The 14,987-nt window shown below is 29.7% G+C and carries 14 protein-coding genes; 3 read left to right on the top strand and 11 right to left on the bottom strand.

What is annotated here, in order from left to right:
• Nucleotides 1-52: 52 nt before the first annotated feature.
• Both HGB55_RS08610 and HGB55_RS08605 read right to left on the bottom strand, forming a co-directional pair.
• Entirely contained in the window at nucleotides 53-751 is a 699-nt protein-coding gene (locus tag HGB55_RS08610) for a DUF4369 domain-containing protein (protein ID WP_168816490.1), read from the bottom strand.
• A 54-nt stretch (nucleotides 752-805) separates the two neighbouring features.
• Nucleotides 806-2,107, bottom strand: a complete 1,302-nt coding sequence (locus HGB55_RS08605; RefSeq protein ID WP_168816489.1) for a DUF819 domain-containing protein — start codon at nucleotides 2,105-2,107, stop codon at nucleotides 806-808.
• Between the two features lie 101 nt (nucleotides 2,108-2,208).
• Between HGB55_RS08605 and HGB55_RS08600 the strand changes: the two genes are divergently transcribed.
• Together HGB55_RS08600 and HGB55_RS08595 are read left to right on the top strand one after the other, a co-directional pair.
• On the top strand, nucleotides 2,209-4,413 hold the full coding sequence (locus HGB55_RS08600) for a S46 family peptidase (RefSeq protein WP_168816488.1): 2,205 nt from the start codon (nucleotides 2,209-2,211) through the stop codon (nucleotides 4,411-4,413).
• Between the two features lie 14 nt (nucleotides 4,414-4,427).
• On the top strand, nucleotides 4,428-6,605 hold the full coding sequence (locus tag HGB55_RS08595; RefSeq protein WP_168816487.1) for a S46 family peptidase: 2,178 nt from the start codon (nucleotides 4,428-4,430) through the stop codon (nucleotides 6,603-6,605).
• 59 nt (nucleotides 6,606-6,664) lie between these two features.
• Here the strand turns inward: HGB55_RS08595 and HGB55_RS08590 are convergent, their stop codons facing one another.
• The 5 genes from HGB55_RS08590 to HGB55_RS08570 form a co-directional block, all read right to left on the bottom strand.
• The gene (locus HGB55_RS08590; RefSeq protein ID WP_168816486.1) at nucleotides 6,665-7,585 is read right to left on the bottom strand and encodes an aldose 1-epimerase; all 921 of its coding nucleotides are present in this window, start codon (nucleotides 7,583-7,585) and stop codon (nucleotides 6,665-6,667) included.
• A gap of 3 nt (nucleotides 7,586-7,588) precedes the next feature.
• Entirely contained in the window at nucleotides 7,589-7,756 is a 168-nt protein-coding gene (locus HGB55_RS08585) for an Arc family DNA binding domain-containing protein (RefSeq protein ID WP_168816485.1), read from the bottom strand.
• A gap of 3 nt (nucleotides 7,757-7,759) precedes the next feature.
• Nucleotides 7,760-8,707, bottom strand: coding sequence for an alpha/beta hydrolase (locus HGB55_RS08580; protein ID WP_168816484.1), 948 nt, complete (start codon nucleotides 8,705-8,707; stop codon nucleotides 7,760-7,762).
• A gap of 22 nt (nucleotides 8,708-8,729) precedes the next feature.
• Nucleotides 8,730-8,897: a DUF4177 domain-containing protein gene (locus HGB55_RS08575; protein ID WP_168816483.1), complete on the bottom strand. Its 168-nt coding sequence runs from the start codon at nucleotides 8,895-8,897 to the stop codon at nucleotides 8,730-8,732.
• A gap of 84 nt (nucleotides 8,898-8,981) precedes the next feature.
• On the bottom strand, nucleotides 8,982-9,842 hold the full coding sequence (locus HGB55_RS08570; RefSeq protein ID WP_168816482.1) for an SPFH domain-containing protein: 861 nt from the start codon (nucleotides 9,840-9,842) through the stop codon (nucleotides 8,982-8,984).
• A 114-nt stretch (nucleotides 9,843-9,956) separates the two neighbouring features.
• Between HGB55_RS08570 and HGB55_RS08565 the strand changes: the two genes are divergently transcribed.
• Nucleotides 9,957-10,748, top strand: a complete 792-nt coding sequence (locus HGB55_RS08565) for a S1/P1 nuclease (RefSeq protein WP_168816481.1) — start codon at nucleotides 9,957-9,959, stop codon at nucleotides 10,746-10,748.
• On the opposite strand, the gene HGB55_RS08560 is transcribed toward HGB55_RS08565, so the two are convergent.
• The 4 genes from HGB55_RS08560 to htpG form a co-directional block, all read right to left on the bottom strand.
• The gene (locus tag HGB55_RS08560; RefSeq protein ID WP_371807810.1) at nucleotides 10,737-11,591 is read right to left on the bottom strand and encodes an RluA family pseudouridine synthase; all 855 of its coding nucleotides are present in this window, start codon (nucleotides 11,589-11,591) and stop codon (nucleotides 10,737-10,739) included. The two genes, HGB55_RS08565 and HGB55_RS08560, sit on opposite strands and share 12 nt — an antisense overlap.
• A gap of 183 nt (nucleotides 11,592-11,774) precedes the next feature.
• Nucleotides 11,775-12,158, bottom strand: coding sequence for an NUDIX hydrolase (locus tag HGB55_RS08555; protein ID WP_168816480.1), 384 nt, complete (start codon nucleotides 12,156-12,158; stop codon nucleotides 11,775-11,777).
• A gap of 9 nt (nucleotides 12,159-12,167) precedes the next feature.
• Nucleotides 12,168-12,866, bottom strand: a complete 699-nt coding sequence (locus tag HGB55_RS08550) for a hypothetical protein (RefSeq protein ID WP_168816479.1) — start codon at nucleotides 12,864-12,866, stop codon at nucleotides 12,168-12,170.
• A gap of 128 nt (nucleotides 12,867-12,994) precedes the next feature.
• Entirely contained in the window at nucleotides 12,995-14,884 is a 1,890-nt protein-coding gene (gene htpG / locus HGB55_RS08545) for a molecular chaperone HtpG (RefSeq protein WP_168816478.1), read from the bottom strand.
• Nucleotides 14,885-14,987: the final 103 nt, after the last annotated feature.

Here is a 14,987-nt window from a genome sequence, read left to right as displayed (position 1 = left end):
ATAAAAAAAGCAACTCAAATGAGTTGCTTTTAATTTTTTTAAGCAAAATAACTTATTTTTCAGTTTCTTTAATTTTTGAAATAAAATCTTGAAGCTGTTTGCCATATTTAGAAGCTTTAACTTCTTTTGATAGCGAATTGTTGATGGTATCAAGCAATTTGATATTTGCGTTATACAATTCAGTTAAAGCAATATAAGGAGCAACCTCATAATTTGCATTTTTAACTGCAAAATTTGTGGTGTAAAGGAATTTACGTTTAATAATACTTTCTTCTTCTTTTTCAATTTTAGCATATTGTTCTGAATCATTATTTTTTTGAGCATCAAATTTCTCTTTAAAAAGATCCAACTGTTTACCGTTGAATTGCTTTACCATTTTTAAATGCTCATCAAAAATTTCCTGATTTTTAGAACCTTCAATTTTAGCTGAAGTAGAAAGTTTTGAAAGTTTAGAATTTACGGATATAGTTCCTTTTTCACCAAAAAACGAAATTTTTTCATCTGCAATTTTATCTAAAGCTATTATGTAAATTTCGGGACTTTCAATTTCATCAGTAAGCGTAAAATTGCTTTTACCATCTAATTTAACGGAATCTACCGAGATTAATAAAGTGTCTTTATATTTCTGTAAATAAACTGTTCCTTTTTTCAAACCTTCAATAGTACCGTTTACCAGCATATTTCCTTTTTTATTATTACTGCAAGAGAATAATAGAATAGCAACAGTTAGATAACTTAATAGTTTTTTCATGTGTTAAAATTTAAGACAACAAATATCAGTTTTTTTATTTGAATTTAAAATTAATTAGGGAGCAACAATACGCATTAATTCTGCTGTTAACATGGCTCCGTAAGTACCAACAACATACCCAAAAACGGCTAATAAAACACCAACAGTTGCTAATGAAGAATGAAAAGCTGCTGCAACAACCGGAGCTGAAGCGGCACCGCCAACATTGGCTTGACTACCAACAGCTAAAAAGAAGTATGGTGCACGTATTAATTTAGCAACTAATATTAATAATGCGGCGTGTATAGTCATCCAAACAATACCTATTAAAATTAATCCCGGATTTTCTAAAATTTTTCCTAAATCCATTTTCATACCAATAGTGGCAACCAAAATGTAAATAAAAACACTACCAACTTTACTGGCACCGGCACCTTCATACCTTTTTAATTTAGTAAATGAGAGTATAATTCCTAAAATAGTCGCAATACTAATCATCCAGAAAAATTGAGATCCAAAAGAAGACATTGCAGAGCTTTTATCGCTCACCGCTTCAAAATTATCTTTTAAAAATGCTGAAATTTCATTAGCGCCAAAATGGGCAAAACCAACAACGGTAAATGCGATTGATAAAATAATAATTAAATCGGCTAAAGTTGGATTTTTAGTAACTTTATTAGTGTATGAAGAAACTTTTTCTTTTAATTCTTCAATAGCAGAAGTATCAGATTTTAACCATTTATCAATTTTTTCTGATTTTCCAATTCCAATTAATATTATTGCCATCCAAATATTCGCAACAACAATATCAACTAAAACCATACCGCCGTACTTTTTAGGATTGTATTCATAAATTTCAAGCATTGCAGCTTGGTTTGCACCACCACCAATCCAACTTCCGGCTAATGTGGCCAAACCACGCCAAACAGCATCAGGTCCTGCACCTCCAACAGTATCGGGAGAAATCATTGAAATTAACATAATAGCAATTGGACCGCCAATAATAATACCAATAGTACCTGTTAAAAACATAATCAATGCTTTTGGTCCTAAATTAAAAACGGCTTTTAAATCAATACTTAAAGTCATTAAAACTAATGCGGCCGGTAATAGAAATCTACTTGCAACGTAATACAATTGAGAGCTATGCTTGGTTATTTCACCGGTTTCATTTATAGTTTCCCATTCAGGAGCTATAATTCCGGCAGAAGTAAAAATAGCAGGCAGCATGTATGCCATTAATAATGCGGGTACAACTTTATAAAATTTTTTCCATACTATATTTTCACTTGATGAAGTATAAAAAACAAAACCTAAAGTAAGCATTAAAATTCCAAAAGCGATTGTATCTTGTGTAATAAAGGGTGTAGTATCCATGTAATTTTTGAATTTTGGCTAATTTACCATTTTTTATGAACTTCAACTTAAAAAATAAAGTTTAGCAGTGTATATTTGTTTTATAAATAATTAACAAAAAAATGAGATATATAAAACTTTACGTATTGTTAGGTTTACTGTTGATTTCATGTAAAACGGTACAGGAAACTGCAACAAATACGATTAGAACACCAAAACAACAAATTGTTGATACCAGAGAGATTCAAGGAGGAATGTGGATTCCTTCATTATTAGAAGGAATGAATGAGCAGGAAATGCAGCTTTTAGGCAGTAAAATGACTGCCAAAGATATTTACGATGTAAATAATTCAAGCCTAAAAGATGCAATAGTTCATTTTAACGGAGGTTGTACTTCAGAAATTATTTCACCAAACGGACTTTTATTAACCAATCATCATTGTGGTTACGGCGCAATTCAATCGCATTCAAGTGTTGAAAATGATTATTTAAAAGATGGTTTTTGGGCAATGAGTTATGAAGAAGAATTAGCAAACCCAAGCATGTCAGTTACGTTTATTAAAAGAATTGATGATGTTACATCTCAAGTTTTTGAAGGAGTAACAGATGATATGGATGAGGTTTCTAAATCGAAATTGATAGATCAAAATATTAATAAAGTAGCTAAAGCTACTCAAAAAGAAGAGTGGCAAGATGCTAATGTTAAGTCGTTTTACAAAGGCAATCAATATTTATTGTTTGTTACCGAAACTTTTAATGATGTGCGTTTGGTAGGTGCGCCACCTTCGTCAATCGGAAAATTTGGAGCAGATACTGATAATTGGATGTGGCCACGTCACACAGGAGATTTTTCGATGTTTAGAATTTATGCTGACGCCAATAATAAACCGGCCGCTTATTCAAAAGACAATGTACCATATAAACCAAACCATTATTTACCAATTTCGTTAGATGGTGTTGAAGAAGGAGATTTTACTTTGGTATTTGGTTTTCCAGGGCGTACCAATGAATATTTACCGGCAGTTGGTGTAGATCAAATAGTAAATGTATTGAATCCTGCAAAAATTGAAGTGAGAGAAGAAGCGTTGAAAATTGTGGATTCTTATATGCGTAAAGATCCTGAAATCAAAATAAAATATGCTTCAAAATATGCTTCCATAGCAAATTATTGGAAAAAATGGATTGGTGAAAATCAAGGAATTGAAAAATCAAATGCCATTGAAAAAAAGAAAGAATTGGAATCAGAATTCAGTAAAATAGTAGAAGAAAAAGATTTGGCAGGTTACAAAACGTTATTATCTGACTTTGAAAAACTATACAAAGAAATTGAAAGTGTATCCTTAGCACGTGATTATTGGATTGAAGTAGCATACAGAAATGTAGAGTTATTAGCAATAACTTTTAGAGGTTTTCAATTAGAACAAGCCTATTTAAGAGGAGGTGAACCCGCATTTGAAAATGCAAAACAATCTATTTTAGGCAGACTGGAAGGAATGTATAAAAATTACAGTGCAGTAGTAGATAAGCCGGTTTTTGAGAAATTAGTAGGTTTATACGCAGCAAAAGCTCCAAAAGAATATGTTCCACAAAATATGCAAGGAGTAGATTTTTCAAAATTAACAGATGAAATTTATGCAACTTCAAAATTAACTTCATTGGAAGGAGCAAAGGAAGTGTTATCTGGTTCAGCAGAAGAAGTTATTAAAAAATTGAATGAAGATAAAGCGTATGTTTTTGGAAAAGAATTACATACTGTTTTTTATAATAAAATTGAACCAAAGTTTCAAGAATTGAATTTACAGTTAGAAGCAGTTCAAAAACAATATATGAAAGGCTTAATGGAAGTTTTTCCAACCAAACGTTTTTTCCCGGATGCTAATAGTACTTTACGTGTAACATACGGACAAGTAAGAGGCTACGAGCCAAGAGACGGTATGTATTATGGTACAACTACTTATTTAAAAGGAGTTATGGAAAAATATGTTCCGGGTGATTATGAGTTTGATGTGCCGCAAAAGTTAATAGACTTATACAATGCTAAAGATTATGGACAATATGCCGAAAATGGGAAAATGCCTGTGTGTTTTATTGGTACAAACCATACTACAGGAGGTAATTCCGGTAGTCCGGCAATTGATGCTTACGGAAATTTAATAGGCTTAAATTTTGATCGTGTTTGGGAAGGGACTATGAGTGATATGAATTACGATCCGGATATTTGCAGAAATATTATGGTAGATGTTCGTTATGTGCTTTTTATTATTGATAAATACGCAGGAGCTTCAAATTTAATTAACGAAATGACTTTAGTACACCCAAAAAAATAAAATAAACACCTAAAATGAAATACTTAAAATTATACTTATTAGTTGCGATAGCTTTTATATCGCTTAATTCAATTGCACAAGTTGCCAAAGAAGTTGATACCAAAAAAATACAAGGAGGAATGTGGATTCCATCTTTGTTGGAAGGAATGAATGAACAGGAAATGCAGCTTTTAGGCAGTAAAATGACTGCCAAAGATATTTATGATGTTAACAATTCAAGTTTAAAAGATGCCATAGCACACTTTGGAGGAGGTTGTACTTCAGAAATTATTTCACCAAACGGATTGTTACTTACCAATCATCACTGTGGTTATGGTGCAATTCAATCGCATTCAAGTGTAGATCACGATTATTTAAAAGATGGTTTTTGGGCAAAAAGTTATGCTGAAGAACTGCCTAACGAGCATTTATCAGCTACTTTTATTAAAAGAATTGATGATGTGACTACTGAAGTTTTTGAAGGTGTAACAGATGAAATGGATGAAGTTTCTAAATCTAAATTAATAGATCAAAATATTAATAAAGTAACTAAAGCTGCTCAAAAAGAAGAATGGCAAGAAGCCAATGTTAAATCTTTTTATAAAGGAAATCAATATTTACTTTTTGTAACTGAAACCTTTAAAGATGTACGTTTAGTAGGCGCTCCACCATCATCAATAGGAAAATTTGGTGCAGATACCGATAACTGGATGTGGCCACGCCATACAGGAGATTTTTCGATGTTTAGAATTTATGCTGATGCCAATAATAAACCGACCGCTTATTCAAAAGACAATGTACCGTATAAACCAAACCATTATTTACCAATTTCGTTAGATGGTGTTGAAGAAAGAGATTTTACTTTGGTATTTGGTTTTCCAGGACGTACCAATGAATATTTGCCTGCTGTTGGTGTAGATCAAATAGTAAATGTATTGAATCCTGCAAAAATTGAAGTGAGAGAAAATGCCTTAAAAATTGTGGATTCTTTCATGAGAAAAGATGCTGACATTAAAATAAAATATGCTTCAAAATTTGCTTCAATTGCTAATTATTGGAAGAAATGGATAGGTGAAGATCAGGGAATTAAACAAACAAATGCTATTGAAAAGAAAAAAGAGCTAGAAAAAGAATTTACCAAAATAGTTGAAGAAAAAGATTTAGTAGGTTATAGTACTTTATTATCGGATTTTGAGAAATTATATAAAGAAATCGAAAGTGTATCCTTAGCGCGTGATTATTGGATTGAGATTGCTTATAGAAATGTTGAATTATTAAGTGTAACATTTAACGCTTTTCAATTAGAACAAGCGTATTTAAAAGGAAGTGAACAAGCTTTTGAAGGTAGAAGAAGTTATGTTTTAGAAAGTCTTGATGATAAATTTAAAAACTATAGTGTATTGGTAGATAAGCCTGTTTTTGAAAAATTAGTTAGTTTATATGCTGAAAAGGCTCCAAAAGAATATCTTCCACAAAATATGAAAGATGTTAACTTTACGGCTCTAACAAATGATATTTACAGCAGTACTAAATTAACAAGTTTAGAAGGCGCAAAAGAATTATTGTCTGGTTCAGCCGAAGAGGTTATTCAAAAATTGAATAACGATAAGGCTTATGTATTTGGTAAAGAATTACACGAAATATTTTACAATAATATAGAGCCAAAATATCAGGAGTTGAATTTGCAATTAGCTGCAGTACAAAAACAATATATGAAAGCGTTAATGGAAGTTTTTCCTAATAAACGATTTTTTCCGGATGCTAACAGTACGTTGAGAGTTAATTACGGAATGGTGCAAGGTTACGAGCCAAAAGATGGTGTTTATTATACTACACAAACATTTTTAAAAGGAGTAATGGAAAAATATGTACCTGGCGACTATGAGTTTGATGTACCGCAAAAATTACAAGATTTATATAAAGCAAAAGATTTTGGGCAATATGGCGAAAACGGTAAAATGCCTGTAAACTTTTTATCAACAAATCATATGACAGGTGGTAACTCGGGAAGTCCGGTGGTTGATGGTGAAGGTAATTTAATCGGATTGGCTTTTGATACTACTTGGGAAGGCACAATGAGTGATTTATACTTTGATGCTGATATTGTTAGAAGTATTATGGTTGATCTTCGATATGTGTTATTTATTATTGATAAATACGCCGGTGCAACCAATTTAATTGATGAAATGAAATTAGTTCATCCAAAGAAATAAAAAAGATTTAATTTTAATAAAAAAGGCTGTTTGAAATTTTCAAACAGCCTTTTTTTATCTTAAAACGAATATTTCATATCAATTTTCCAGTCGTAACTTTTTTTAGGCTCTAATACCAATAAACCGTTTTTGTTATTAAAACTATTCGGTGCACACGTCATAGGCTCTATAGCTATGCTATCTCTTGTAGGAGGAGTATATACTTGTAAAAAACTATTGGGTGTTTTTGATGAAAAGTCTATTTCAATAGCGTAATTATTTGTTTTTAAAGAAGATGTGGATTGTTTTGTAATAAAGCAGTCGTCTAAAAACATATCTTTAAGTAAAAGAGGTGTTTTGAATTTTAATGGAATTTCATTTTGAGGAATCATTTTTTCATCTAAAGAATATTGATTGTCAGCATTAAAATTAAGTATACTCTCACCTAAATTTGAAGTTTTAAAATAAGGATGCCAGCCAATACCAAAGGGGAACGATTTATCACCATTATTAAAAACAGTAAAATTAACGCTCATTTTTTCTTTTGTAAAAGTATAGGTTACATCTAATTGATACGAAAAAGGAAATCCTTTAGATTTACCTTCATCGGTATAAGAAAATATAACAGAAGCAATTTCTTTTGAAACTTCAGTATTTTTTACTTTAAAACTTTTGTTGTAAACAAAGCCGTGTAAAGTGTTATTTAATGCGGTTTCGTTACACGCTAATTTATAGTTGACAGTTTTAAAAGTGTATTTTCCGTTAGAAATTCTATTAGGAAAGGGGAACAGTAACGATGAATTAAATTTTGACCTGTAAGTATTTAACCCGATGTTATTGTTTTCAATTCCATCTATAATATCAACATCACTAAAAGATAATTTTTGAAGTGAGGCACCTAAATTTGGATAGATTGAACTTTGAAAATTCAATGTATCGTTTTTGATTATAACTTGATTTAAAAGAGGATTTTCGTTATCAAGTTCTTCGATTTTGTACATTTATTATTCTGAGTTTGTTTTTTTCGGTAATCTTTTTGCGTCTTTTAAGCACTTGTTTAGCATCCATTCTAACTGTCCGTTAGTTGAACGAAACTCATCAGCAGCCCATTTCTCAATTGCTTTGAGCATATCTTCATTTATTCGTAATGCAAATGCTTTTTTCTTAGACATGTTTTATTTTATTTCATTTACAAAGGTCGAAATTATATTTATTAATTCAACCATTACAGGTAAATTAGGGTTATTATAAGTTTGTATATTTTCGTTAATATCACCTTTTACTTCTTTAAATAAATGATTCATGTTTTCAATAATATACAATTTAGAATTTTGGTTTGATTGATGTAATAATTCTGCTTCAGTTGTATTAACCTGTATATCTTTAGAGCCATTAATAATTAAAACAGGAATAGTTAGTTTTTTTATTTCATTTTGCGGATTGTATTGCATCCATTCACTTAAAAATGGTTGTACTTGTTTTTTAAATAATGAAATTAGCATAGGATTGAAATCTTCTACCGTATTTCCTTTTTTTAATTCGGTTACAATTCTAACGGATTCTTCTTTTAAAAAAGGAGCTTGCTTTTCAATTTGTTCTACCAAAACTTCATCAATTGTTCTTCCTGCCCCGGCTAATGAAATATAGCCATCAACATTATTTTGAGATGCAACCATTCCTACCAAACTTCCTTGGCTGTGACCTGCAACAATTAAGTTAGAGTAGTTATTTGAATTTTTAAAATAAGATACTACTTCTTTGGCTTCATTTATAAAAGAACTAAATGTTACTTTTTTAACAGCAATAGTGTCATTTTTATCTATTGAAAGAACACTTTTATCAAATCTGTACGATGCAATGTTATTATCAGCTAAATTTTCGGCTAAAAATTTTAGAGAATTATTTCTCATCATCGAATTATTTCCATCCCTGTCTGTTGGTCCAGAACCTGGTATAAGTATAACTAATGATGGTTTTTCAATTCCTTTTGGTGATAAAAGAGTTCCGGTTATTTTTACAGTTTTAGTGGGTATACTTACTTCCTGCTCATTGTAATTTTTTTCTTGTGCAAATAAACTGAATAGTGGTAATATGAAAAATAGTACGGATAAATATCTTTTCATTAGTTGGTTTTTTAATATGAAATTAAATTCTATTTTTATTTCTTTCTAAAAGTACTTTTGAAAAGCCTCCTTGACCATTACTAATAGCACTTTTTACTTCCCATCCTTCACGAGCTAATTGATTTAATTTTTCTGTAAAATCAACATCTTTACTCCATAAACTTTTCTTTACTATTTTATATTCTTTCATCTTTTTAATATTTATAAGAATAAATAAACAGGTATTAAAGTAATTATATAAATTACAATACTAATAATATAATAAATCATTTTTTTAGTGGTTTAAAGTTCCTGTATTTACAATTGGCGTAGTGTCTTTATCTGAACAAAGCACTACCATTAAATTACTAACCATTGCGGCTTTTCTTTCTTCATCTAAATCAACAATCTGCTTTTTATTTAAAACATCAAGAGCCATTTCTACCATGCTAACTGCTCCTTCAACAATTTTATGTCGGGCAGCAATAATAGCAGTAGCTTGTTGACGTTTTAACATAGCATTTGCAATTTCTTGTGCATAAGCTAAATAACCAATACGAGCCTCTAAAACTTCAATTCCAGCCATATCTAAGCGTTCTGAAAGTTCTTTTTCTAATGCCTCACTAACTTCGTTTACGCTGGCTCTAAGTGTAATTTCTTCTTCTTTACCATCATCTTCAAAATTATCATAAGGGTATAAACTTGCTAATTTTCTAACAGCGGCATCAGATTGTACACGAACAAAATTTTCATAATTATCAACATCAAAAGCAGCTTTAAAAGTGTCTTTTACTTTCCAAACTAAAATGGTGCTAATCATAATAGGATTTCCCAGTTTGTCGTTAACTTTTACACGTTCACTATCAAAATTACTAGCTCTAAGTGAAATACTTCTTTTGGTATAAAAAGGATTTGCCCAATAAAATCCGTTTTCTTTAACGGTACCTATGTATTTTCCAAACAACAATATAACTTTTGAAGTGTTTGGGTTTACTAAAAAGAAACCCGGCAAAATAATTATTGCTAAAACTAACAAGATGGCAAACAGCCAAAAAATTGAATGAACTAAACTGTAAACTCCACCTGCAATTAATAATACTATTATAAACAGCATAAGGTAGCCATTTGATAATTTAATAATTTTTTCTTGTGTCATGATATTGGTTTTTTAATTGATATCAAAATGATATTATAAAGATATAAAAAATTAATTATAATTTACAAAATATTTAACAAAGTTTATTTTTAACTTAGCTGAAAACTAAAAGAGATGAAATTAACGAAGTATATATTTTTGACAGCTTTATTTATTGGGTTTAGTAATTTGATGGTTGCTTATAATAATCCGGATTGGGGACAAACAGGACACAGAACCATTGGTAAAATTGCTGAAGACTATTTAAAAGGAAAAACAAAAAGAAAAATTGCTGAATTATTAGATGGTCAAAGTTTGGCATTTGTTTCAACTTTTGCTGACGATATAAAATCTGATAAACGATATAATGAATTTTACACTTGGCATTATGTAAATATGCCTTTTGGTGTTACATATCAAGATTCTGAAAAGAACCCAAAAGGAGATTTGGTTACCGGAATTGAAGCCTGTAAAAAAGTAATTTTAGATGAAAATTCAAGTAAAGAAGATAAAGTATTTTACTTGAAAATGTTAGTGCATTTAATTGGAGATTTGCATCAGCCTATGCATGTTGGAAGAGCTGAAGATAAGGGAGGAAATACTATTCAGGTTCGTTGGTTTGATGATGGAACCAATTTACATTCAGTTTGGGATTCTAAAATGATTAATCATTATCAAATGACGTATACTGAATTAGCTGATAATACAGATGTAATTTCAAAAGAACAAGTTAAATATTTACAAGAAGGAACAATCGAAGATTGGGTAAACGAAACACAAACTTTTGCAATAAAAGTTTATGGCTCTGTTGAAATTGGAGAAAAATTAGGTTATGGATATATGTACGAAAATTTTGGTTTAGTACGTTCTCAATTACAAAAAGGAGGAATTAGGTTAGCTAAAGTTTTAAATGAGTTATTTAGTTAAATTATAAGTATTCCATCGTCTTTTTTCTCGAATTAGCATTGATTTGAATTTATTTGGAATATCAATTTTAATATGAATTGGTTTAAAGGTTTTTGGATGTAAAAATTTAATTTCATTGGCACATAAAAATAGTCCTTTCCCTTTGTGTATCATTTCCTTATTACCATAGAGTTTGTCTCCTAAAATTTGATGTCCAATTGAGGCCAAATGAATACGTATTTGATGAGTTCTCCCTGTTTTTGGATATACTTTTAAACTGGTTAATTTATTAAATTTTAAAGATTTTATTGTTTCAATAATCTCAAAATTTGTTTCGGCATTTTTATTTTCAATTGGAGAGTTTATAAAAGTATTTCCGCATACTTCACCTATAACAATTGCACCATATTTTTTTTGAATTATTTGATTCTCAAATTGTTTACCTAATTCAATTTGTGCTGTTTTGGTTTTTGCGATTAAGAGAATTCCGGATGTTTGATTATCGAGTCTATGCACTGGTGTAGGCCAAGAAAGTACATCAATCTCAGAACTTTTGCTTAAATTAAAAGGCAGTGCATTGTATATGGTTTTAAATTTATTTCCACTTACCGAAATACCTGCAGGCTTGTTAATTACAGCTAAATGATTGTCTTCAAATACTACCTCTAACTTAAATTCATATACTTTAGGCAGATTGGCAGAAGTTTCGTACAATTCTAAAAATTGTCCTTCATTAATCCAAGTACCTGTTTGCGCTACTTTTCCTTCAACAAATATTTCTCCACGTTTAATAGCTTTTTTTATACCACTTTTAGATGGTATTTGATTTTCAAAAACTTTGAAAGCATAATCTTGTAAGCGTATATTTTTAATACCTTTTGGAACAATATGTGAATGAATAGTTTTTATAATTTTAATTTTTTGATTACTAAAAAAGTATAGCGCTTTTTAATTAAAGACGAAGCTAAAAAGCAAAAGTTACACTTTTAATTGTTCTAAAATTAGGAAAACTATTTTTAAGGTATATCTGCTGTTTTAATAATTATATTACAGCAAGTTTTTTGTATATAGAAGTTCTATCACATCTCTATAATCAAAAGAAAGGTTCAATTTTATAGCTTCATTATATGTAAACCAGTTAAAATCAATAACTTCTTCTTCTTGTACTTTTATAGTTCCGCTCCATTTACCTAAAAATCTGTAGTATTCCCTGTCTTGCCAAATACCGGTTTTTAATATAGATGTTGGTGTAAAATCTAAATTACATTCTTCTTTTACTTCTCGTATAACATTTTGCTCGGCTGTTTCACCTTTTTCAGCTCTGCCTCCGGGGCAACCCCAATAGCCGGGATAATTTTGTGTGTAATTTGAACGTTGTAACAGTAGAATTTTTTTTTCTTGTAAAATAACTCCTGAAGCAGCTAAAATCATATTAAAAAATTATTTTTTAATTATTCCTAGTGTAGCAATATAACCGGTTGGTAAATTCCATTCTTTAGCAGAAATTAAATTCCCTTTATCGTCATAAACATTCAGTTCGGCAGTATTTGGACCAGATAATCCTTGATTCATAGCCTGAAAATCAATTCTATTATAACCTTGCTCTAAATTAACGTAAAGCACATAATAATTTCCTTTTAAAGCAATTTTAGAATCAATAGGTTTTTCATTTATAAAAATTTTAATAATATCTCCATCAACATAGCTATGGTCTCTACATTCTATTCTAACTGTTTTTGATGTGCTGTAAATAGTTCCTAAACCTAAATTACTTTCTAATCTTTTATTGGTTACATCTTGACCTTTCCAATATTTTTTACCTATAATATCTCTATCTTCTGGTAAAGTTTCCATTAAAAAGTTTGAATTATTCGAATTAGTATTGCTCTTTTTCAATTGTTCTACAACAGCATTTTCATTTAGTTTATTGTTCGAATTTAGATCTATATTAGAACTGTTAGGTACTTTTGTATTTAAAGATTTTGCATTTAATTGATTGTTACTTTTAACTGTAGTTAGTTCATTATCAATTTCTTGTGGTTTTTTTGCAGTTTTGCTACTATCAATTTGTGAAAATGAATTTACCGGCAATAAGTATATTGTGGTAATAAAAAGTGCTATTTTAAGTAAGTTTTTCATACTTTAAATTTAATGTAACAGCTCGCAAAAAAAATGCCAATTATTTTAAAATGCTAATTTTCAGTGTAAAAATAATTAAAAAAGCCTTAACAAGTGTTAAGGCTTTTTTAAAGTTTTATAGCGATAAACTATTTTATCATTTCAAAACTACGTTTAATAAAATTAGTTAACTCTTCGCCATGTAATAGGTTTTGAGATAATTTAGCTAAATCAAAAGCTTGTTTTATTAAACGTTCTTGTTTCTTTTTGGTTTTAGTGTTTAAAATTTCAACAACCAAATCGTTATTGGTATTAACTACTAAATTATACATTTCAGGGAAATTTCCCATTCCCATAAATCCGCCACCACCTGTAGCTTGCATTTCTTTCATACGTCGCATAAATTCTGGTTGTGTAATAATAAACGGATTTGCACTTGAATCCATAGACTCCATTTGAACAGTATATGTTTCTTTAGGAATAATTTCTTCAATAATTGGTTTTAATGTTTCTTTTTCTTCATCAGAAAGTTTACTGATTTTATCTTCGTCTTTTTTAATTAAATTATCAATATGATCAGCATCAACACGTGTAAAGTGTATATTTTCTTTAGAAGTTTCTAGTTTTTGAAGCAAATGAGAAACAATTGGAGAATCTAACAATAAAACTTCGTAACCTTTTTCTTTAGCAGCTTCAATATAACTGTGTTGCGCTTTTTCATTTGAAGCATATAAAATTACCAGTTTATCGTCTTTATCTGTTTGAAGTGGTTTTATTTTTTCTTCTAATTCAGAAAAAGTAAAATATTCTTTATTTACAGTTGGGTACAATGCAAATTTGTCAGATTTTTCAAAGAATTTTTCTTCAGAAAGCATTCCGTACTCAATAATAACTTTAATATCATCCCATTTTTCTTCAAAACCTTTACGGTCATTTTTGAATAAACTAATTAGTTTATCGGCTACTTTTCTTGTAATGTAACTTGATATTTTTTTAACCGCACCATCCGCTTGTAAATAGGAACGTGAAACGTTTAAAGGAATATCCGGTGAATCAATAACACCACGTAGCATTTGTAAAAAGTCTGGCACAATACCTTCAACATTATCAGTTACAAAAACCTGATTTTGATATAGTTGAATTCTGTCTTTAGTTGGATCTAAATTTTTATTTAGTTTAGGAAAATATAAAATTCCTGTTAAGTTAAAAGGATAGTCAACATTTAAATGAATATTAAATAAAGGTTCTTCAAATTGCATTGGGTACAATTCTCTATAAAAAGCTTTATAATCTTCATCTTTTAAATCGCTTGGGTTTTTAGTCCAAGCCGGGTTTGGATTGTTTACAATATTATCTACAGTAATCTTTTCAGGTTTAGCCTCTTTATCTGCATCTTCGGGTAAAGGCAATGTTTCTTCGCGAGTTCCAAATTTAATTGGAATAGGCATAAATTTATTATACTTATTTAAAAGCTCTGTGATTTTATGTTCTTCTAAAAACTCAGTTGAATCATCATCAATATGTAAAACTATTTCAGTTCCTCTGTCTGTTTTATAAGTTTCTTCTATTATATATTGTGGACTTCCATCACATTCCCAACGTACTGCTTTTGATCCTTCTTTAAACGATTTTGAAAAAATTTCAACTTTGCCGGCTACCATAAAAGAAGAGTAAAAACCTAAACCAAAATGACCAATAATTCCAGAATCTTCTACTTTGTCTTTGTATTGTTTTACAAATTCTTCAGCTCCGGAAAAAGCAATTTGAGTAATGTATTTTTCAACCTCTTCACTAGTCATACCAATTCCTTGGTCAATAATTCTAATTTCCTTTTTGTCTTTATCAACTTTAACTTCAATTATTGGGTTACCAATATCTCCTTTAATTTCTCCTAAAGTAGAAAGGTGTTTTAGCTTTAAAGTAGCATCGGTTGCGTTTGAAATTAATTCACGTAAAAATATTTCGTGATCAGAATACAAGAATTTTTTAATAACAGGAAAAATATTTTCTGCCGTTACATTAATATTTCCAGTTGCCATATTTTTTATTTTTTTTAATTTATAATTTAATGTATTTGTTTAGTCAAAAAAAATACCAAACTTGTAACTGTGACATTATGACATAATTTTTTAGGAAAATAAG

It is taken from the genome of Lutibacter sp. B1 (assembly GCF_012524075.1).
Taxonomy (GTDB): domain Bacteria; phylum Bacteroidota; class Bacteroidia; order Flavobacteriales; family Flavobacteriaceae; genus Lutibacter.
This window is presented reverse-complemented; position numbering and strand designations above follow the sequence as displayed.